General features: G+C 53.2%; 21 protein-coding genes and 1 tRNA gene. 13 read left to right on the top strand and 9 right to left on the bottom strand.

Going from position 1 to position 17,931, the window contains the following annotated elements:
- Positions 1-10: 10 nt before the first annotated feature.
- Together frdC and frdD are read left to right on the top strand one after the other, a co-directional pair.
- Entirely contained in the window at positions 11-406 is a 396-nt protein-coding gene (gene frdC, locus DBY73_RS15575) for a fumarate reductase subunit FrdC (protein WP_112011984.1), read from the top strand.
- A gap of 10 nt (positions 407-416) precedes the next feature.
- A complete protein-coding gene (frdD, locus tag DBY73_RS15570) occupies positions 417-776 on the top strand; it encodes a fumarate reductase subunit FrdD (protein WP_112011983.1) in 360 nt (119 codons plus the stop codon).
- Between the two features lie 29 nt (positions 777-805).
- Here the strand turns inward: frdD and ampR are convergent, their stop codons facing one another.
- Positions 806-1,681, bottom strand: coding sequence for a LysR family transcriptional regulator AmpR (gene ampR, locus DBY73_RS15565; RefSeq protein WP_112011982.1), 876 nt, complete (start codon positions 1,679-1,681; stop codon positions 806-808).
- A 132-nt stretch (positions 1,682-1,813) separates the two neighbouring features.
- On the opposite strand from ampR, the gene ampC reads away from it, so the two are divergent.
- Complete coding sequence (ampC, locus tag DBY73_RS15560; protein WP_112011981.1) at positions 1,814-2,959, top strand: CMY2/MIR/ACT/EC family class C beta-lactamase; 1,146 nt, start codon at positions 1,814-1,816, stop codon at positions 2,957-2,959.
- Positions 2,960-3,064: 105 nt separating this feature from the next.
- A complete protein-coding gene (locus DBY73_RS15555) occupies positions 3,065-3,595 on the top strand; it encodes a lipocalin family protein (RefSeq protein ID WP_112011980.1) in 531 nt (176 codons plus the stop codon).
- Here DBY73_RS15555 and sugE read toward each other — a convergent pair.
- Positions 3,592-3,909, bottom strand: coding sequence for a quaternary ammonium compound efflux SMR transporter SugE (gene sugE / locus DBY73_RS15550; RefSeq protein WP_112011979.1), 318 nt, complete (start codon positions 3,907-3,909; stop codon positions 3,592-3,594). The genes DBY73_RS15555 and sugE overlap by 4 nt on opposite strands.
- A 262-nt stretch (positions 3,910-4,171) precedes the next feature.
- Here sugE and DBY73_RS15545 point away from each other — a divergent pair, with 262 nt between their 5' ends.
- A complete protein-coding gene (locus tag DBY73_RS15545) occupies positions 4,172-4,765 on the top strand; it encodes a LuxR C-terminal-related transcriptional regulator (RefSeq protein ID WP_112011978.1) in 594 nt (197 codons plus the stop codon).
- Between the two features lie 45 nt (positions 4,766-4,810).
- On the opposite strand, the gene ecnB is transcribed toward DBY73_RS15545, so the two are convergent.
- The 3 genes from ecnB to efp form a co-directional block, all read right to left on the bottom strand.
- On the bottom strand, positions 4,811-4,957 hold the full coding sequence (gene ecnB / locus DBY73_RS15540) for a lipoprotein toxin entericidin B (RefSeq protein ID WP_003855942.1): 147 nt from the start codon (positions 4,955-4,957) through the stop codon (positions 4,811-4,813).
- Positions 4,958-5,065: 108 nt separating this feature from the next.
- On the bottom strand, positions 5,066-5,197 hold the full coding sequence (locus DBY73_RS15535) for an entericidin A/B family lipoprotein (RefSeq protein ID WP_112011977.1): 132 nt from the start codon (positions 5,195-5,197) through the stop codon (positions 5,066-5,068).
- Between the two features lie 58 nt (positions 5,198-5,255).
- The gene (efp, locus tag DBY73_RS15530; RefSeq protein WP_003855940.1) at positions 5,256-5,822 is read right to left on the bottom strand and encodes an elongation factor P; all 567 of its coding nucleotides are present in this window, start codon (positions 5,820-5,822) and stop codon (positions 5,256-5,258) included.
- A 40-nt stretch (positions 5,823-5,862) separates the two neighbouring features.
- On the opposite strand from efp, the gene epmB reads away from it, so the two are divergent.
- Entirely contained in the window at positions 5,863-6,891 is a 1,029-nt protein-coding gene (gene epmB, locus DBY73_RS15525) for an EF-P beta-lysylation protein EpmB (protein ID WP_112011976.1), read from the top strand.
- Positions 6,892-6,931: 40 nt separating this feature from the next.
- Here epmB and DBY73_RS15520 read toward each other — a convergent pair whose 3' ends face one another.
- From DBY73_RS15520 to DBY73_RS15500, 4 genes are all read right to left on the bottom strand, one after another.
- Complete coding sequence (locus DBY73_RS15520) at positions 6,932-7,285, bottom strand: DUF4156 domain-containing protein (RefSeq protein WP_112011975.1); 354 nt, start codon at positions 7,283-7,285, stop codon at positions 6,932-6,934.
- Between the two features lie 254 nt (positions 7,286-7,539).
- Positions 7,540-9,183 carry a chaperonin GroEL gene (groL, locus tag DBY73_RS15510; protein WP_112011974.1) on the bottom strand — a complete coding sequence of 548 codons (1,644 nt, stop codon included), beginning with the start codon at positions 9,181-9,183 and terminating at the stop codon, positions 7,540-7,542.
- Between the two features lie 38 nt (positions 9,184-9,221).
- Positions 9,222-9,515, bottom strand: coding sequence for a co-chaperone GroES (locus DBY73_RS15505; protein ID WP_003855929.1), 294 nt, complete (start codon positions 9,513-9,515; stop codon positions 9,222-9,224).
- 159 nt (positions 9,516-9,674) lie between these two features.
- Positions 9,675-10,139: an FxsA family protein gene (locus DBY73_RS15500; protein ID WP_181573245.1), complete on the bottom strand. Its 465-nt coding sequence runs from the start codon at positions 10,137-10,139 to the stop codon at positions 9,675-9,677.
- A gap of 335 nt (positions 10,140-10,474) precedes the next feature.
- On the opposite strand from DBY73_RS15500, the gene aspA reads away from it, so the two are divergent.
- The 7 genes from aspA (at position 10,475) to DBY73_RS15460 (ending at position 17,712) form a co-directional block, all read left to right on the top strand.
- Positions 10,475-11,911: an aspartate ammonia-lyase gene (gene aspA / locus DBY73_RS15490; protein ID WP_003855923.1), complete on the top strand. Its 1,437-nt coding sequence runs from the start codon at positions 10,475-10,477 to the stop codon at positions 11,909-11,911.
- Between the two features lie 118 nt (positions 11,912-12,029).
- Positions 12,030-13,331: an anaerobic C4-dicarboxylate transporter gene (locus DBY73_RS15485; RefSeq protein WP_112011972.1), complete on the top strand. Its 1,302-nt coding sequence runs from the start codon at positions 12,030-12,032 to the stop codon at positions 13,329-13,331.
- Between the two features lie 113 nt (positions 13,332-13,444).
- On the top strand, positions 13,445-13,768 hold the full coding sequence (gene cutA / locus DBY73_RS15480) for a divalent cation tolerance protein CutA (protein ID WP_112011971.1): 324 nt from the start codon (positions 13,445-13,447) through the stop codon (positions 13,766-13,768).
- Positions 13,744-15,453 carry a protein-disulfide reductase DsbD gene (locus tag DBY73_RS15475; RefSeq protein ID WP_112011970.1) on the top strand — a complete coding sequence of 570 codons (1,710 nt, stop codon included), beginning with the start codon at positions 13,744-13,746 and terminating at the stop codon, positions 15,451-15,453. The genes cutA and DBY73_RS15475 overlap by 25 nt, the downstream gene beginning before the upstream one ends.
- A gap of 48 nt (positions 15,454-15,501) precedes the next feature.
- Positions 15,502-16,077 carry a transcriptional regulator gene (locus DBY73_RS15470; protein ID WP_112011969.1) on the top strand — a complete coding sequence of 192 codons (576 nt, stop codon included), beginning with the start codon at positions 15,502-15,504 and terminating at the stop codon, positions 16,075-16,077.
- A 127-nt stretch (positions 16,078-16,204) separates the two neighbouring features.
- Positions 16,205-16,280 (top strand) — tRNA-Phe (locus DBY73_RS15465).
- 280 nt (positions 16,281-16,560) lie between these two features.
- Positions 16,561-17,712, top strand: coding sequence for a hypothetical protein (locus tag DBY73_RS15460; RefSeq protein WP_181573244.1), 1,152 nt, complete (start codon positions 16,561-16,563; stop codon positions 17,710-17,712).
- The last annotated feature ends 219 nt before the right edge of the window (positions 17,713-17,931 follow it).

Genomic DNA, 17,931 nt, shown 5'->3' with positions numbered 1-17,931 from the left:
GGAGTGCATGATGACGACTAAACGCAAAGCCTACGTGCGGCCGATGCCGTCCACCTGGTGGAAAAAACTGCCGTTTTATCGCTTCTATATGCTGCGTGAAGGCACGGCGGTACCGGCGGTCTGGTTCAGTCTTGAGCTGATGTACGGCGTTTTCGCCCTCAAGCACGGTCCGGAAACCTGGGCGAACTTTGTCGGTTTCCTGCAAAACCCCATCATCGTAATTCTGAACCTGATCGTGCTCGCGGCAGCGCTGCTTCATACCAAAACCTGGTTTGAACTGGCGCCAAAAGCGGCAAACATCATCGTAAAAGGCGAGAAAATGGGGCCAGAGCCGGTGATTAAAGGGTTATGGGGAGTGACGATTCTGGTCACTGTGGTCATTCTGTTTGTCGCACTGTTCTGGTAAGGAGACGACTGTGATTAATCCAAATCCAAAACGTTCAGACGAGCCGGTCTTCTGGGGCCTGTTTGGCGCAGGCGGCATGTGGAGCGCCATCGTTGCGCCGGTCATTATTCTGCTGGTCGGTATTATGCTGCCGCTGGGGCTGTTCCCGGGCGATGCGCTGAGCTATGAGCGCGTGCTGGCGTTTGCGAGCAGCTTTATTGGCCGCGTGTTCATCTTCCTGATGATCGTCCTGCCGCTGTGGTTAGGCCTGCACCGCATTCACCATGCGATGCACGATCTGAAAATCCACGTGCCGAACGGCAAGTGGGTCTTCTACGGTCTGGCAACGATCCTGACCGTCGTGACGCTGATTGCCGTCGTAACGATCTGACCGATCGGGCCCGCCGTCCGGCGGGCCTTTTATTTCTGCATCGTCCCCACCAGCCATTGCGCAAAATCCCGCATAGCAGGCGTTTCGGCACGCGACTGCAGGCGCGTGAGCCAGTAGCTGCCGAGGTCTATCTGCGTCGCAAACGGCTGTACGATACGCTCGCTGTTCAGCAAATGGGTGAACATATCGACGGGCGCCATCGCGATCCCTGCCCCGGCCTGCGCGGCCTCCAGCATCGTCACTGACGAATCAAACACCATAACCCGGTGCGTGGGTGACGGGGGATGCTCGCCTGCCGCCTGCATCCACGCGGCCCACTCGTCGCGGCGGTAGGAGCGCAGCAGGGTAAACTTCAGCATATCAGCGGGAGAGTGCAGCCCGGCAGCGATTGTCGGCGTACACAGCGCAGACAGCGGTGCGGGACAAAGATAGATGGCTTCGGTGCCGTGCCACGCGCCGCCGCCGTAGCGGATCGTATAATCCAGCCCTTCCGCCGCCGGATCGACGCGGTTGTTGTGGGTGGAAAGCTGAAGATCGACGTGCGGGTAGCGGCGGCGAAACGCCTCCAGCCGCGAAAATAAATACCCGGTCGCAAAGGTGCCCACCACGCCGATTTTTAGCTTCTCCTGTGCCTGGTGATTAGCAAAACGATCCAACATCCCGGCAATGCGATCGAACGAGTCGTTCAGCACCGGCAGTAAATTTTCTCCTTCGGTAGTGAGCATCAGGCCGCGCGACACGCGCACGAACAGCTGGCAGTTAAGATGCTGTTCCAGCGCCTTTACGTGCTGGCTGATGGCCGAATGCGTCACATTAAGCTCAATGGCCGCATGCGTGAAGCTCAGGTGTCGCGCCGCCGCTTCAAAGGCGCGCAGCGAATTAAGGGGGATATAGCTGCGGGTCATGGGTTTATCCGTTAGAAAAATTAACAGCTACTGCTAAATTTAACCGTTTGTCAGGCGCAGTCAAATCCCACAGACTACGCTCGTCTTATGGGCCCGGACATACTCCAGACATACCCTTACGGAAGATAACTGATGGTCAAAAAATCCCTATGCTGCGCCCTGCTGCTCAGCGCCTCCTGCTCCGCCTTTGCCGCGCCGGTGTCCGATAGCGCGCTGGCTGACGTTGTCGAACAAACGATTACCCCGTTGATGAAAAGCCAGGCCATTCCGGGCATGGCGGTGGCAGTCATTTATCAGGGCAAACCGTACTACTTTACCTTCGGTAAAGCCGACGTTGCCGCAGGGCGTGCGGTTACAAATCAAACGCTGTTTGAGGTCGGGTCTATTAGTAAAACCTTCACCGGCGTGCTGGGCGGCGATGCTATTGCCCGCCACGAGATTTCCCTCAGCGATCCGGCAAGCAAATATTGGCCAGCGCTGACCGGCAAGCAGTGGCAGGACATACGCCTGCTTGATTTGGCAACCTACACCGCCGGCGGGCTGCCGCTTCAGCTTCCCGACGAGGTGACGGATAGCGCCTCGCTGCTGCGCTTCTATCAAACCTGGCAGCCAAAATGGAAGCCAGGGACGACGCGCCTTTATGCAAATTCCAGCATTGGGCTGTTTGGTGCTTTGGCGGTTAAACCTTCGGGCATGCGCTATGAGCAGGCCATGACGACGCGCGTCTTCAAGCCGCTGAAGCTAAACCATACCTGGATTACCGTACCGAAGTCCGAAGAGGCTAACTACGCCTGGGGCTATCGTGACGGCAAAGCGGTGCATGTCTCTCCGGGAATGCTGGACGGTGAAGCGTACGGCGTTAAAACCAGCGTGGAGGATATGGCGCGATGGGTCATCGCCAACATGTCACCCGATACCGTGCAGGATGCCTCTCTGAAGCAGGGGATCGCTTTTGCTCAGTCGCGCTACTGGCGCGTGGGCTCAATGTATCAGGGGCTAGGCTGGGAGATGCTGAACTGGCCGGTCGAGGCCAAAGCGGTGGTCGGCGGCAGCGACAACAGCGTCGCGCTTGCGCCGCTGACGGCCACTGAAGTGAACCCTCCGGCACCGCCGGTAAAGGCGTCGTGGGTACATAAGACGGGCTCTACGGGCGGGTTTGGCGGCTATGTCGCCTTTATCCCAGAAAAGAATCTCGGCATCGTGATGCTGGCTAATAAGAGCTACCCTAACCCGGCGCGGGTTGACGCGGCGTACCGTATTCTAAACGCGCTGCAGTAAAACATTGCCGGGTGGCGCTACGCCACCCGGCGAAACTCACCGCACTACATCCCCGTTTTCCTTGCCGTCATCTACACTTAACAAAAAAAACAGTAAGGAAACGCTATGCGCATTTTGCCTGTTATCGCTGCGGTGACGGCCGCGTTTTTAGTGGTTGCCTGCAGTTCACCTACCCCACCTCCCGGCGTGACCGTCGTAAGCAATTTCGACGCACAGCGCTTCCTCGGTACCTGGTATGAGATCGCCCGCTTCGATCACCGCTTCGAGCGCGGCCTGGAGAAAGTCACGGCAAATTACAGCTCAATGGATGACGGGGGTATTCAGGTGGTAAACCGGGGATATAACCCCGATCGCGCGATGTGGCAGCAGTCGGTGGGCCAGGCGTATTTTACCGGCGATCCTCACCGCGCGGCGTTGAAAGTGTCATTCTTTGGTCCGTTCTATGGGGGCTATAACGTCATCGCGCTGGACAGGGAGTATCGCCACGCGCTGGTTTGCGGGCCGGATCGCAACTATCTGTGGGTCCTCTCACGCACGCCAACCATTTCAGCGGAAATGAAGCAGCAAATGCTCGACGTCGCGACCCGGCAAGGGTTTGATGTATCAAAACTTATCTGGGTGAAACAGCCACATTAATGCGTGCTGAGCTTCAGCCCAATAATTCCCGCGACAATCAGCGCGAGGCTGGCAATACGCGCCAGGCTCGCGGATTCACCTAGCAGGAGAATCCCCGTTATCGCTGCCCCTACCGCACCGATTCCCGTCCAGACGGCGTAGGCCGTTCCCACAGGCAGGGTTCGCATTGCCCATGAGAGCATCACGATGCTGACGATCATCGCGGTAACGGTGATGACGCTTGGCGTCAGGCGGGTAAAGCCGTGCGTGTATTTCAGGCCAATTGCCCATACCACTTCGAGCAAACCGGCGATGAAAAGAACAATCCAGGACATATCAGGCTCCTTAACGTTTACGTTAGCTGGGGCCGTCCCCGATGAATGAAGCACTTACGGGTCGTCCCGTAAGGCTGAGATGCAGAGGCTTATTTTGGTCAGTGCACAATTTTTTTTCAACGCTTTTGTATTTTGTGCGTTAAGGCAAGAAATAGCCGCAGTATGCCGCGGAGTTCAGCCTTTTATCACTCATCGGACTTCCCTATGATGGTGTGCTTTCTGATGGCAGGAAGCCAAACCATTAGCCGACTGCGAATACGATATGTTCAAAATTCTTTTGATTGACCGTTGTCACTTCACCCGGACGGGTTTTGAAGCATGGCTCAATCATTCTGGTTTGTTTCCTGACGACTTTGTCGTGACCGGACTGAATAACCTCATCCTTGCCAGAGAGCATCTTCTGCAATGGAAACCCACGCTGGTCATTGCTGACCTATACGGTTTCAGACACGATATTCATCATCTCCATCAGCTCTCATCTTTGCTCATCGCCAGTGAAACCGTGCCGTTTATTTTACTGCAGTCGGGCGAAGAGCAGGGTATGACGGAGTATTTAAAGCAATATCCGATCTGGTCTTCTCTAATGAAGCGCGTTGACCTTGAGGGGCTGGCCACGGCGATAAGCGATGCGTTAACCGCCTACGCAAGCGTGGAAATCCCGAAAATCGCCGCACCGCTGCTTACGCGTCAGGAAGAGAAAGTGCTTACGCTGTGGATGGAAGGGGCAAGCAATCAGAAAATCGCTAGCCATTTGAGTATCAATGGAAAAACGGTTTATACCTATAAGCGTAATATCCGCATGAAGCTGCATATGGACACGCGCTTTTCGCCATTTTTATCTCTGCAAGAGGTGTGAATTGACGGTACGGTGAAAGTAATACGCCGTACCGCCTCTGCTTCATTAGTTCTGAGCTTTGGTCGCTGCACCAGAAATAGCATTACCACCGTCGGAGATATCTTCGCCCACGCCGCGCGTGGTATTACATGCAGTCAGCACTGAAGAGAGCACCAGAACAGAAAAGATCGCCGCAATTGTTTTCTTAACCATAATATCTTCCTTTTATAGCCAGAGTTGTTTTGTGTATAGCAATATAAGAATAGACAAGATCGCGCCGTTTGACGGAAAAGGAAGAGTTTTTAGGATAAATAGAAGAAACTAACTGGCTGCATGCGAAATGATATGGCCCAGATCCTGGATATCTTCACCCACGCCGCGCGCGGTGTTGCACCCGGAAAGGAGCGCGCCAGAGAGCGCCAACAGAAGCAGAATTTTAACGGTACGTGTCATCTTCCCTGCCTGCATAAATCAGGCGCAGCGGGCGCTGCGCCTTAAATCATTGCGTAAATTACTTCACGCGGGATACGTATTCGCCGGAGCGGGTATCCACTTTGATCACTTCGCCAATCTGAACGAACAGTGGAACTTTAACCACTGCGCCAGTGGAGAGGGTCGCTGGCTTGCCGCCAGTACCTGCGGTATCACCCTTCAGGCCTGGATCGGTTTCAACGATTTCCAGCTCAACGAAGTTAGGTGGAGTCACCGCGATTGGCTGGCCGTTCCACAGGGTCACGATGCACTCGGCCTGGTCCAGCAGCCACTTGGCGTTATCGCCGATGGCTTTCGCGTCAGCGGACAGCTGTTCGAAGGTTTCGTTGTTCATGAAGTGCCAGAACTCACCGTCGTTGTACAGGTAAGTCAGGTTCATATCGACAACATCAGCGCCTTCAGCGGAATCAGTAGATTTGAAGGTTTTTTCTACACGGGTGCCGGTCAGCAGGCGGCGCAGCTTAACGCGCGCAAATGCCTGGCCTTTACCGGGTTTCACGAATTCACTGGCTTCAACCGCGTACGGTTCGCCGTCCATCATGATTTTAAGACCAGCACGAAAATCGTTGCTATAGTACGTTGCCATAAGGCCCTCTAAATTTGTTAACTGGTAGCTTAGCCACAAAATGGCGCATATTGTAACCCTAAACACCCCGTCCAGAGAAGATTGGTTATCGCAACTTGCCGATGTAATCACCAGTCCTGATGAATTATTGCATCTTTTAGACCTGGATGAGCATCAAGAATGGCTCGCAGGCCGTGAGGCAAAGCGCCTCTTCCCCCTGCGCGTGCCCCGCGCGTTTGTTGCCCGCATGGAAAAGGGCAACCCAAACGACCCGCTATTAAAACAGACGCTGACCTCGCAGGATGAGTTTGTGACTGCGCCGGGTTACAGCACCGATCCGCTGGAAGAGCAAAACAGCGTGGTGCCGGGTTTGCTGCACAAATACCTCAACCGTGCCCTGCTGCTGGTAAAGGGCGGCTGCGCGGTAAATTGTCGTTATTGCTTCCGCCGACACTTCCCGTATGCGGATAACCAGGGCAATAAGCGCAACTGGCAGGTCGCGCTGGACTATATCGCCGCCCATCCCGAGCTGGATGAGATTATTTTCTCCGGCGGCGACCCGCTGATGGCAAAAGATCGTGAGCTTGACTGGCTACTGACCCAGCTTGAGGCCATCCCGCACATCAAGCGTCTGCGCATTCATAGCCGTCTGCCGATTGTCATTCCGGCGCGTATCACTGACGGGCTGGTTTCACGCCTGGAGCAGTCGCGCCTGCAGGTGCTGTTGGTCAACCACATTAACCACGCGAACGAAATTGACGATGATTTTCGCGCGGCGATGGCGCGCCTGCGCAAAGCGGGCGTGACGCTGCTGAACCAGAGCGTTCTGCTTCGCGGAGTGAATGATAGCGCCCGCGTGCTGGCAGACCTGAGTAATGCCCTGTTTGATGCGGGCGTGATGCCCTATTACCTGCACGTGCTGGATCGCGTACAGGGCGCGGCGCATTTCATGGTCACGGATGAAGAAGCCCGGCAGATTATGCGCGAACTGCTCACGCTGGTGTCGGGCTATATGGTGCCGAAGCTGGCACGCGAGATCGGCGGCGAGCCGAGTAAAACGCCGTTGGATTTACAGCTGCGGCAGAGCTAGTTTCCCCTAACCCTCTCCCACAGGGAGAGGGAAAAGGCAATCAGTTCGGGCACTTATAAACCTGGCCATTCATCTGGCTGGCGGTTGGCACGAAGCTGGACAGCATACCCTGCGTTGGGCTGCTCACGCCGTAAATCACGTTACCGCCCATCGCTGCCGCCTGGTTACGCAGGGCATTCGCCGCGCCGCGCATAGAGCCGCCCTCTTCACCATGTTGACCCGACAGCCAGTTGCTTTGCTCACCGGTTGCCGTGCCCAGCAGCTGACATTCGCTGCCCGGCTTATCTTCCACAAAGCGAACGCCCTGGCCCGCTGCCGAAAGCTCATTGCTGGAGCTACAACCCGCGAGCAGCAGCGCTGCCCCTACGATCCCTGCACAGACTTTTACGCGCATGTTATTCCTCGATTTCAATAAGCTGGACAGTAGTTGTCCGTGTGTGAATCTTATACCTAAAAGATGACCAAAAGAAAAACCCCCAGACATTTCTGCCCAGGGGTTTCTCATTTTTTGCGAGATATTTATTTAATCGAATAATTCAAGTTGCAGGAAGGCGACAAGTTCGTGAATCCCCAGGAGCTTACATAAGTAAGTGACTGGGGTGAGCGAACGCCGTCAACGCGCCTGCGGCTTGAAGTATGAAGATTAAATTACATCATGCCGCCCATACCACCCATGCCGCCCATACCAGCAGCACCTAAGTCTGGCGCATCGCCTTTAGGCAGGTCGGTCACCATGCACTCGGTGGTGATCATCAGGCCAGCAACAGATGCCGCGTACTGCAGAGCAGAACGGGTTACTTTGGTTGGGTCCAGGATACCGAAGTCGATCATGTTGCCGTATTCTTCAGTTGCCGCGTTATAACCGTAGTTACCTTCACCCGCTTTCACGCTGTTGGTTACAACGGATGGCTCTTCACCGGCGTTGGATACGATCTGACGCAGCGGAGCTTCCATCGCGCGCAGCGCAACTTTGATACCCACGTTCTGATCTTCGTTCTGCGCGGTCAGGCCAGCCAGCTTAGCGGCAACGCGTACCAGCGCAACGCCACCACCCGCTACTACGCCTTCTTCTACCGCAGCACGGGTCGCGTGCAGGGCATCGTCAACGCGCGCTTTTTTCTCTTTCATTTCAACTTCGGTCGCTGCGCCCACTTTGATTACCGCAACGCCGCCTGCCAGTTTCGCTACGCGCTCCTGCAGTTTTTCACGGTCGTAATCAGAGGTTGCTTCTTCGATCTGCTTACGGATCTGAGCTACGCGGCCCTGAATAGCGGATTCTTCACCCACGCCATCGATGATGGTGGTGGTGTCTTTGTTGATCACAACGCGTTTCGCCTGGCCCAGGTCTTCCAGGGTCGCTTTTTCCAGCTCCATACCGATCTCTTCAGAGATCACGGTACCGCCGGTCAGGGTAGCGATGTCCTGCAGCATGGCTTTACGACGGTCGCCGAAGCCTGGTGCTTTAACCGCAGCAACTTTCACGATGCCGCGCATGGTGTTAACCACCAGGGTCGCCAGCGCTTCGCCTTCAACGTCTTCCGCGATGATAACCAGCGGCTTGCCTGCTTTCGCAACGGCTTCGAGCACTGGCAGCATTTCACGGATGTTGGAGATTTTCTTGTCAGCCAGCAGGATGAACGGGCTTTCCAGCTCAACAGCACCAGTTTCTGGCTTGTTAATGAAGTATGGGGACAGGTAACCGCGGTCGAACTGCATACCTTCAACCACGTCCAGTTCGTCTTCCAGGCCAGTACCGTCTTCAACGGTAATCACGCCTTCTTTACCCACTTTGTCCATCGCTTCCGCGATCAGCTTACCTACGGTTTCGTCGGAGTTAGCGGAGATAGTACCTACCTGAGCAATGGCTTTGGAGTCAGAGCACGGTACGGACAGCGCTTTCAGCTCTTCAACAGCGGCAGAAACAGCTTTGTCGATACCACGTTTCAGGTCCATCGGGTTCATGCCCGCAGCAACAGCTTTCAGACCTTCAGTGATGATAGCCTGCGCCAGTACGGTCGCGGTGGTGGTACCGTCGCCTGCTGCGTCGTTCGCTTTAGAGGCAACTTCTTTCACCATCTGCGCGCCCATGTTTTCAAACTTGTCTTCCAGCTCGATTTCACGTGCTACAGAAACACCATCTTTGGTGATGGTTGGCGCGCCGAAGGATTTATCCAGCACTACGTTGCGGCCTTTCGGGCCCAGGGTGACTTTAACTGCATCTGCCAGTACGTTTACGCCGCGGAGCATTTTTACACGAGCGTCGTTACCGAATTTTACGTCTTTAGCTGCCATGTTCTTAGTTCCTCAAATTCGTACAGTTTCGTGCGTAATTACGCTTCAACAATTGCCAGAATGTCGCTTTCGGACATGATCAACACTTCTTCATTGTCGATCTTCTCGGATTTCACGCCGTAGCCATCGTTGAAAATGACGATGTCACCAACTTTAACGTCCAGTGGCTGCACAGTTCCGTTTTCCAGAATGCGGCCCTTACCGACAGCGATGATTTCGCCACGCGTTGATTTTGCTGCTGCAGAACCGGTCAGCACGATGCCGCCTGCAGACTTGGTTTCAACTTCTTTACGTTTGACGATCACACGATCATGTAACGGACGAATACTCATTGATAGCTCTCCTTTGAGAAAGTCTTTATCAGTTATGGATGACGCCGGGCCGCACGCGGTTTTCCGGCTAGTGCCCTGAGAGATGGGGCCAGATTTTTTCCCCTTCAAGGGGGAAGACGAAAAAAATTTGCGAAAGTTTTCCCTTGATTCAACAGCCAATCAACGATCGTCTTTATGGTCCAGGCGATCGTGCTGCTCGTCCTTGCGCTGATATTCCCCGTCGAAGGTTTCACCCGGCCCCGTGCTGAAACCACCGCCCGGCATCCGGCTGAAGCGGAGATGCGGCAGCAGCTTCAGGGTCAGATGCTTTTGCACCGGCGGGAGCAGAAGCAACAGGCCAAGGAAATCGGTGAAGAAACCCGGCAGAATCAGCAGCAGGCCCGCAATAATGAGCGACACGCTTTTGATCATCTCGGCGGCCGGGCTTTCTCCTGCGGCCATCTTCTGCTGCATTAACAGGAAGTTTTTGAAACCCTGGTTGCGCACCAGCGACATGCCGATAACCGAGGTGAAAATGACCAGGATTAAGGTCAGCAGGACGCCCAGCACGTGGGCGACCTGAATAAAAATGGAAATCTCGACGTAAACGTAGAGGAAGAAAGCAATAAACGGTATCCAGCGCACCGGTATCTCCTGTAGGGCAAGCGCCGCCTGGCGCCTGACTGAATGTGTTCGCAACGTGCGTCAGCTAGAGGTGGAGGCGGTTAGCCAAATTTCAATCGGTTTGCACGGATATTTTTTCTGGAAATATTAAAGCGGTGACTTATTTCACAGATTAATAATTATCATCGAATCGGGGCGATAATAAGTGATCCAGATTACGGCAATTCGCTATCATCAGCATATGATCTCGAACATCGGGCTGATTGAGGGAATAATCGTCGGCCAGAAAATATTCAAAACCACATATATACTGTGTGTTTAGTACAATCCATCGGCAGCTTTAAAAGAAGGTTCACATGTTAAACAACATTCGTATCGAAGAAGATTTGTTGGGTACCAGGGAAGTTCCAGCGGATGCCTACTATGGTGTTCACACTCTGAGAGCGATTGAAAACTTCTACATCAGCAACAGCAAAATCAGCGACATCCCTGAATTTGTGCGTGGCATGGTGATGGTGAAAAAGGCCGCAGCACTGGCGAACAAAGAGCTGCAAACCATTCCTAAAAGCGCCGCAAATGCGATTATCGCCGCCTGCGATGAAGTGCTGAACAACGGCAAATGCATGGACCAGTTCCCGGTTGACGTCTATCAGGGCGGTGCGGGGACTTCCGTCAACATGAATACCAACGAAGTGCTGGCAAACATCGGCCTTGAGCTGATGGGTCATCAGAAAGGTGAATATCAGTACCTGAACCCGAACGACCATGTGAATAAATGCCAGTCGACTAACGACGCTTACCCAACCGGCTTCCGCATCGCGGTGTATGCCTCCGTGGTGAAGCTGGTCGACGCGATTAACCAGCTGGGCGATGGCTTCCAGCGTAAAGCCGTTGAGTTCCAGGATATTCTGAAGATGGGCCGTACCCAGCTGCAGGATGCCGTTCCGATGACCCTCGGTCAGGAATTCCATGCGTTTAACGTCCTGTTGAATGAAGAGACCAAAAACCTGCTGCGCACCTCCGAGCTGCTGCTGGAAGTGAACCTCGGCGCTACCGCCATCGGTACACGTCTGAACACGCCGGATGGCTATCAGCAGCTGGCGGTACAGAAGCTGGCGGAAGTGTCTAACCTGCCAGTAGTTCCAGCAGAAGACCTGATTGAAGCAACGTCCGACTGCGGCGCATACGTGATGGTTCACAGTGCCCTGAAGCGTCTGGCCGTTAAGCTGTCCAAAATCTGTAATGACCTGCGCCTGCTCTCCTCCGGCCCGCGCGCTGGCCTTAATGAAATCAACCTGCCAGAGCTGCAGGCCGGTTCGTCCATCATGCCGGCAAAAGTAAACCCGGTTGTGCCGGAGGTGGTGAACCAGGTCTGCTTTAAGGTCATCGGCAACGATACGACCGTTACTATGGCGTCCGAAGCCGGTCAGCTGCAGCTGAACGTAATGGAGCCGGTCATTGGCCAGGCGATGTTTGAATCCATCCACATCCTGACCAACGCCTGCTATAACCTGCTGGAAAAATGCATCAACGGCATCACCGCGAATAAAGAAGTGTGTGAAGGCTATGTGTACAACTCCATCGGGATTGTGACTTACCTTAACCCGTTCATTGGCCACCACAACGGTGACATCGTTGGGAAGATTTGTGCCGAAACCGGTAAGAGCGTGCGTGAAGTGGTATTGGAGCGCGGCCTGTTGACCGAAGCCGAGCTGGACGATATCTTCTCTGCTCAGAACCTGATGCATCCGGCGTATAAAGCGAAGCGTTATACCGATGAAAGCGAACAGTAACCGTTCCGGGTAGGAATCCGAAAGGCACGTCACTGAGTGACGTGCCTTTTTTCTTTTCAGGCTTTACCAATTACACAACAATTTAATATCAACTTGTTAATAAGCAAGGAAGGTCGTTATGTTTGGAGCAGAACTCGCCGTCGTGCTGTTGGCGATTTACTTAGGCGCACGGCTTGGGGGGATCGGCATTGGTTTTGCCGGGGGCCTCGGCGTGCTTGTACTCACCCTACTCTTTCAAATTAAACCTGGCGCCATCCCGTTTGACGTCATCGAAATCATCATGGCGGTTATCGCCGCTATCGCAGCCATGCAGGTCGCGGGCGGGATGGACTATCTGGTGAGTCTGGCAGAACGTATGCTGCGCCGCCACCCTAAATACATCACCTTCCTTGCTCCTCTGGTAACCTGGTTTATGACCATTCTGGCGGGAACGGGCCACACGGCGTTCTCTACGCTGCCTGTCATTACCGAAGTGGCAAAAGAGCAGGGCATTCGCCCGTCTCGCCCGCTTTCGATTGCCGTTGTGGCGTCACAGATTGCCATCACCGCATCACCGATTTCTGCCGCCGTGGTTTTCTTCGCCGGCATTCTTGAGCCATTGGGCGTGAGCTACCTGACGCTGCTGGCGATTTGTATTCCGGTGACGCTGATCGCCGTGATGATCACCGCCGTACTGTGCAACTTCCTCGGCGCCGAACTGAAGGACGATCCGGTATATCAGGAGCGTTTGGCTAAAGGCGAAGTCAGCCTGCGCGGTAGCCAGGTCTTTGAGCTGAAGCCGCACGCGAAACGTGCCGTGCTGCTGTTCCTGATCGGGATTATCGCGGTAATGTTCTACGCCACCGCCATCAGCGATACCGTGGGGCTGATTCAGAACCCGGTACTGCCGCGTAACGAAGCCATCGTGGTCTTTATGCTGACCATCGCCACGCTGATTAGCATCACCTGTAAGATCGATACCAGCGAAGTGCTGAATGCCAGCACCTTCAAATCCGGCATGAGCGCCTGCGTCTGCGTGCTTGGCGTGGCATGGCTTGGCGATACCTTCGTGAAAGCCCACATCAGCGATATCCAGACCGTCGCGGGTGACCTGCTGCACAACTACCCGTGGCTGCTGGCCGTGGTGCTGTTCTTTGCCGCGACTCTGCTCTACTCTCAGGCGGCCACCACGAAAGCGTTGATGCCAGCGGCCCTGATGCTTGGGGTCACGCCGTTAACGGCAATCGCTTCCTTTGCCGCGGTCTCCGCGCTGTTTGTCCTGCCAACCTATCCAACCCTGCTGGCGGCGGTTGAAATGGATGACACGGGCTCTACCCGTATCGGTAAATATGTGTTTAACCATGCCTTCCTGATCCCAGGCGTCGTTGCCATCAGCCTGTGCGTCATCCTCGGATTTATCATCGGCGGCCTCGTGCTGTAAAGGTTTTGCCGCTGTAAAAATAGTTAAAAACGGGTCGCTCTGCGGCCCGTTTCTTTAATGACCAATCCGCTTGCGTGATATAGTGAAGACTTTCGTGATGAGGAGGTCGACTTGTGAACACGCCTGACGCTGTTGTTGTGCTTTGTACCGCTCCTGATGAAGCTTCCGCCCAGGATCTCGCCGCCAAAGTGCTGGCCGAAAAACTGGCGGCCTGCGTAACGATTCTGCCCGGCGCGACTTCCCTCTACTATTGGGAAGGCAAGCTGGAGCAGGAGTACGAAGTCCAGATGTTGCTTAAAACCAACCTGGGGAACCAGCAGGCGCTCCTTGACTGCCTCAAATCTCATCATCCTTACCAAACCCCGGAGCTGCTGGTTTTGCCAGTGGTCCACGGCGATAACGATTATCTCTCATGGCTCAACGTTTCCTTGCGCTGATCCTGCTGCTGTGCAGCACGTCAGCTTTTGCCGGGCTGTTTGATGCACCCGACCGTTCAAATTTTATTCCTGCCGACCAGGCGTTTGTTTTCGACTTTCAGCAAAATCAGCACGATCTTAATCTCACCTGGCAGGTGAAAGAGGGTTATTACCTTTACCGTAAGCAGGTAAGCATTACGCCTTCCGGTGCAAGCGTGGGCGCACTGCAGATGCCATCAGGCGAATGGCACGAGGACGAATTCTACGGCAAAAGCGAGATCTATCGTCAGCGCTTAAGCGTGCCCGTGACGGTCAACCAGGCGGATAAAGGCGCAACCCTGACCGTCACCTACCAGGGCTGTGCTGACGCAGGCTTTTGTTATCCTCCTGAAACAAAGGTCGTTCCGCTTACCGCAGTCAAAGCGTCTGCCGCTGTTTCTCCCCTCACCTCAGGGGAGAAGGCCAATGCGAAAAATGAAGATGAAGCGGCTTCAGGCATGCCCTTCTCCGCGCTATGGGCTTTACTGATTGGCATTGGAATCGCGTTTACCCCCTGCGTACTGCCCATGTATCCGTTGATTTCCGGGATTGTGCTGGGCGGTAAGCGGCGTCTTTCGACCGCCCGAGCGCTTCTGCTGGCGTTTATTTACGTGCAGGGCATGGCGCTGACCTATACCGCGCTGGGTCTGGTGGTCGCGGCAGCCGGGCTACAGTTTCAGGCAGCGCTCCAGCATCCTTATGTGCTCATCGGCCTTTCAGCAGTATTTATCCTGCTGGCGCTGTCGATGTTTGGCCTGTTCACCCTGCAGCTGCCCTCTTCTCTGCAAACTCGCCTAACGCTGATGAGCAACCGTCAGCAGGGCGGTTCCGCTGGCGGGGTATTTGCAATGGGCGCTATTGCCGGGCTGATCTGCTCGCCCTGCACCACTGCGCCGCTAAGCGCCATCCTGCTGTACATCGCCCAAAGCGGCAATATGTGGCTCGGCGGCGGGACGCTGTATCTTTACGCGCTGGGGATGGGGCTTCCGCTTATCCTCGTGACGGTATTTGGCAATCGCCTGCTGCCGAAAAGCGGCCCGTGGATGGAGGCGGTGAAAACCGCGTTTGGCTTTGTCATTCTGGCATTACCGGTGTTCCTGCTGGAGCGTATCATCGGCGATGTCTGGGGCATTCGCCTGTGGGCGATGCTCGGCGTGGCCTTCTTCTCATGGGCATTCATCGTGAGCCTTGGGGCGAAAAAACCGTGGATGCGCCTGGTGCAAATCATGCTTCTTGCCGCCGCGCTGGTAAGCGTACGCCCGCTGCAGGACTGGGCGTTTGGCGCATCGGTCCAGCAGACGCAGGCGCATCTTAATTTTACGCAGATTAGGAACGTAGACGATCTCAACGCCGCGCTCGCGCAGGCAAAAGGCAAGCCTGTTATGCTCGATCTGTACGCCGACTGGTGCGTCGCCTGCAAAGAGTTTGAAAAGTACACCTTTAGCGCGCCGCAGGTGCAAAGCGAGCTGAAAGATACGGTTCTGCTTCAGGCGAACGTAACGGCGAATAACGCGCAGGATAAGGCCCTGCTAAAGCAGCTCAGCGTCCTCGGCCTGCCGACAATTCTGTTTTTCGACGAGCAGGGCATTGAGCTGCCGGCGCAGCGCGTAACCGGTTTTATGGATGCATCGGCCTTCAGCGCACATTTGCGCAATCGCCAACCGTAAACAACACTTTAAACGGGATAACCGTTGGGAATAGCGGAGGAGAACACCGTGCAACGCGAAGACGTACTGGGACAAGCCCTGCAGTTACTTGAGATTCAAGGGATCGCCAGCACCACGCTTGAGATGGTCGCCGACCGTATCGATTACCCTCTGAATGAATTAACACGCTTCTGGCCTGATAAAGAAGCGCTGCTTTACGATGCGCTGCGCTACCTTAGCCAGCAGGTTGATGTCTGGCGCAGGCAGCTAATGCTGAATGAAGAATTAACTGCCGAGCAAAAGCTTCTGGCGCGGTACACCGCGCTAAGCGAATGCGTAAGCAATAACCGCTATCCCGGCTGCCTGTTTATCGCGGCCTGCACGTTCTATCCGGACCCTGGCCATCCGATTCACCAGTTGGCGGATCAGCAAAAGCGTGCGGCGCATGACTTTACCCATGAACTGCTGACCACGCTTGAAGTGGACGATCCTGCAATGGTGGCGAAACAGATGGAGTTGGTTCTGGAAGGCTGCCTGAGCCGCATGCTGGTCAACCGTAGTCAGGCCGACGTGGAAACAGCACATCGTCTGGCAGAGGATATTCTGCGCTTTGCGCAGTGTCGTATGGGTGGGGCATTGACCTAAGCTGCAGAGATAAATTTACCCTTTTCGCTTCGTAAACCGTCAGATTGTCGCAAAGTTAAGCAGTTGAACGACTTTTCCCGAAATAATGTTGACGGTCAGGCGTGATTGCGGTTTAATGCGCTCCGTTGCCCGGATAGCTCAGTCGGTAGAGCAGGGGATTGAAAATCCCCGTGTCCTTGGTTCGATTCCGAGTCCGGGCACCACTATTTAAAGAACCCAGCCTATGGCTGGGTTTTTGCTTTCTTGAAATACAGTTCCTTCCCCTGACGCTCAATCTACCCGCACTGTCTGCTTTGTCTCCCTGGCTTTGCTAACACTTCATTAAATACGAAACATATCTTCCTTTTATGGAAGAAAGACTTCCTTTTGTTTGCTCCCCCCCCAAAAAAAACTGACCAAATAGCGCAAAAAATCACTGGCACAAAAATTGCATTAAATATTTTATTATCGCTTTCGAAAACGAAGACTTAACAAAATATGAGCATGAAAACCCTTAAAATCTTTATTGAGCCAGCATCCCTTCCTTTGACGCAGCAATTGAAAAATTATGTTCAGTCCATTGATGACGAAAACGTCTTCAGTGTGCTTATTCTTGAGAGATTAAAGTTAAATAACGCTAATCAAGTCAATGGCAGAACTGTATTTGCTTATAAAGTTAATGACCATTTATCACAAAAGCTCGATAGCGTTGCTAAATTCATCGCGAATAAAAAGGATTTTAAAATTGAGATTCATACAAATATTATTCGTGAAACAGATATATTAGTGCCATTATTACAAAGAGTGCTGCCAAAGATATCATTAAAGCAACTACAACTTCATCTGTATGATGATGGCACCGGCACCATTATCCAACGCGTTATGATGGGTCGATTCGATGGTAAACTATTGAGTACAATGATGCGTGAAAGGTCGGAAGTGTTCCAGCACGTTTTAATGATGGATAAACCTCTTGGCTCATGGGAATGGAATATTGCTGATAATTATATTTGGCATTATTTTATCGATACAAAGTACTATTTACTCGAGCCTTTTTATAACAAAACGATAAAAAACCACTTTTTTGATGAACTACTTCCTTTCATAATTCCTTTATCCTATAGAGAGGGTGATATCTCGCTGCTATCAAATAATGGAATATGGGACCGCTTGTTAAATATTCCTGAAGACCTTCGCATACGATTATCAGCGATAGCAAAAAATAGAGATGCCACGCTCTTTCTAACAACTTACTGTCCCGATATTCAAAAGAGAGCAGTACATCATCAAGCAATGTTAAGAAAAATCACTGAGCTTAAATCTTCAGGGATGCTGCCTAATGATACTTCCATAATTTACAAAGGCCACCCAGTCAATCATGAATTAAATCATGAACTATGCACAGCCTTGGGTGATAACATCACAGTGCTTCCGGACAATATTCCGTTAGAGTATCTTCATACCCAGAACTTATTACCTAAAAATATTGCGGGATGTTTTGGAACCTCTTTTTTCAGCATGAAGGATAAAAACGTTAAGTTCGTTATCATGAATGGCGATAAGTATTGTGATGAAAACATCATGAACATTGAGATTATTCAAATGCATAGATGCTTTGACACAGACAAAATCATCTATCTTGAGGAAACTTCCTGAAGCCTTGTTAGCTGCAGGAAAAGCTCTAAATATTTTTGCTTTTCCGTCTTTAAAGCGTTGAACACTAATACTTTCAGTCGGTAGTTTTTCCTCTCTAATAAACTACCGGACTGATCCTGGAATGTTCTCAGACTGTTATAGCTTCGCCTCAGCCAAACTAAAAGCAAAAAACCCCGCACCTTTCGGTACGGGGTTCTTCTTAATTGATGCCTGGCAGTT

It is taken from the genome of Enterobacter sp. RIT418, from assembly GCF_003057745.1.
GTDB lineage: Bacteria > Pseudomonadota > Gammaproteobacteria > Enterobacterales > Enterobacteriaceae > Enterobacter.
The sequence above is the reverse complement of the archived record's forward strand: the minus strand, read 5'-3'. Positions and strand labels throughout refer to the sequence as shown.

Coding starts and splice junctions, on each gene's coding strand:
- frdC (WP_112011984.1), top strand. CDS start 11: ATGACGACTAAACGCAAAGCCTACGTGCGGCCGATGCCGTCCACCTGG.
- ampR (WP_112011982.1), bottom strand. CDS start 1,681: ATGACCCGCAGCTATATCCCCCTTAATTCGCTGCGCGCCTTTGAAGCG.
- ampC (WP_112011981.1), top strand. CDS start 1,814: ATGGTCAAAAAATCCCTATGCTGCGCCCTGCTGCTCAGCGCCTCCTGC.
- DBY73_RS15555 (WP_112011980.1), top strand. CDS start 3,065: ATGCGCATTTTGCCTGTTATCGCTGCGGTGACGGCCGCGTTTTTAGTG.
- sugE (WP_112011979.1), bottom strand. CDS start 3,909: ATGTCCTGGATTGTTCTTTTCATCGCCGGTTTGCTCGAAGTGGTATGG.
- DBY73_RS15545 (WP_112011978.1), top strand. CDS start 4,172: ATGTTCAAAATTCTTTTGATTGACCGTTGTCACTTCACCCGGACGGGT.
- ecnB (WP_003855942.1), bottom strand. CDS start 4,957: ATGGTTAAGAAAACAATTGCGGCGATCTTTTCTGTTCTGGTGCTCTCT.
- DBY73_RS15535 (WP_112011977.1), bottom strand. CDS start 5,197: ATGACACGTACCGTTAAAATTCTGCTTCTGTTGGCGCTCTCTGGCGCG.
- efp (WP_003855940.1), bottom strand. CDS start 5,822: ATGGCAACGTACTATAGCAACGATTTTCGTGCTGGTCTTAAAATCATG.
- epmB (WP_112011976.1), top strand. CDS start 5,863: ATGGCGCATATTGTAACCCTAAACACCCCGTCCAGAGAAGATTGGTTA.
- DBY73_RS15520 (WP_112011975.1), bottom strand. CDS start 7,285: ATGCGCGTAAAAGTCTGTGCAGGGATCGTAGGGGCAGCGCTGCTGCTC.
- groL (WP_112011974.1), bottom strand. CDS start 9,183: ATGGCAGCTAAAGACGTAAAATTCGGTAACGACGCTCGTGTAAAAATG.
- DBY73_RS15505 (WP_003855929.1), bottom strand. CDS start 9,515: ATGAGTATTCGTCCGTTACATGATCGTGTGATCGTCAAACGTAAAGAA.
- aspA (WP_003855923.1), top strand. CDS start 10,475: ATGTTAAACAACATTCGTATCGAAGAAGATTTGTTGGGTACCAGGGAA.
- DBY73_RS15485 (WP_112011972.1), top strand. CDS start 12,030: ATGTTTGGAGCAGAACTCGCCGTCGTGCTGTTGGCGATTTACTTAGGC.
- DBY73_RS15475 (WP_112011970.1), top strand. CDS start 13,744: ATGGCTCAACGTTTCCTTGCGCTGATCCTGCTGCTGTGCAGCACGTCA.
- DBY73_RS15460 (WP_181573244.1), top strand. CDS start 16,561: ATGAAAACCCTTAAAATCTTTATTGAGCCAGCATCCCTTCCTTTGACG.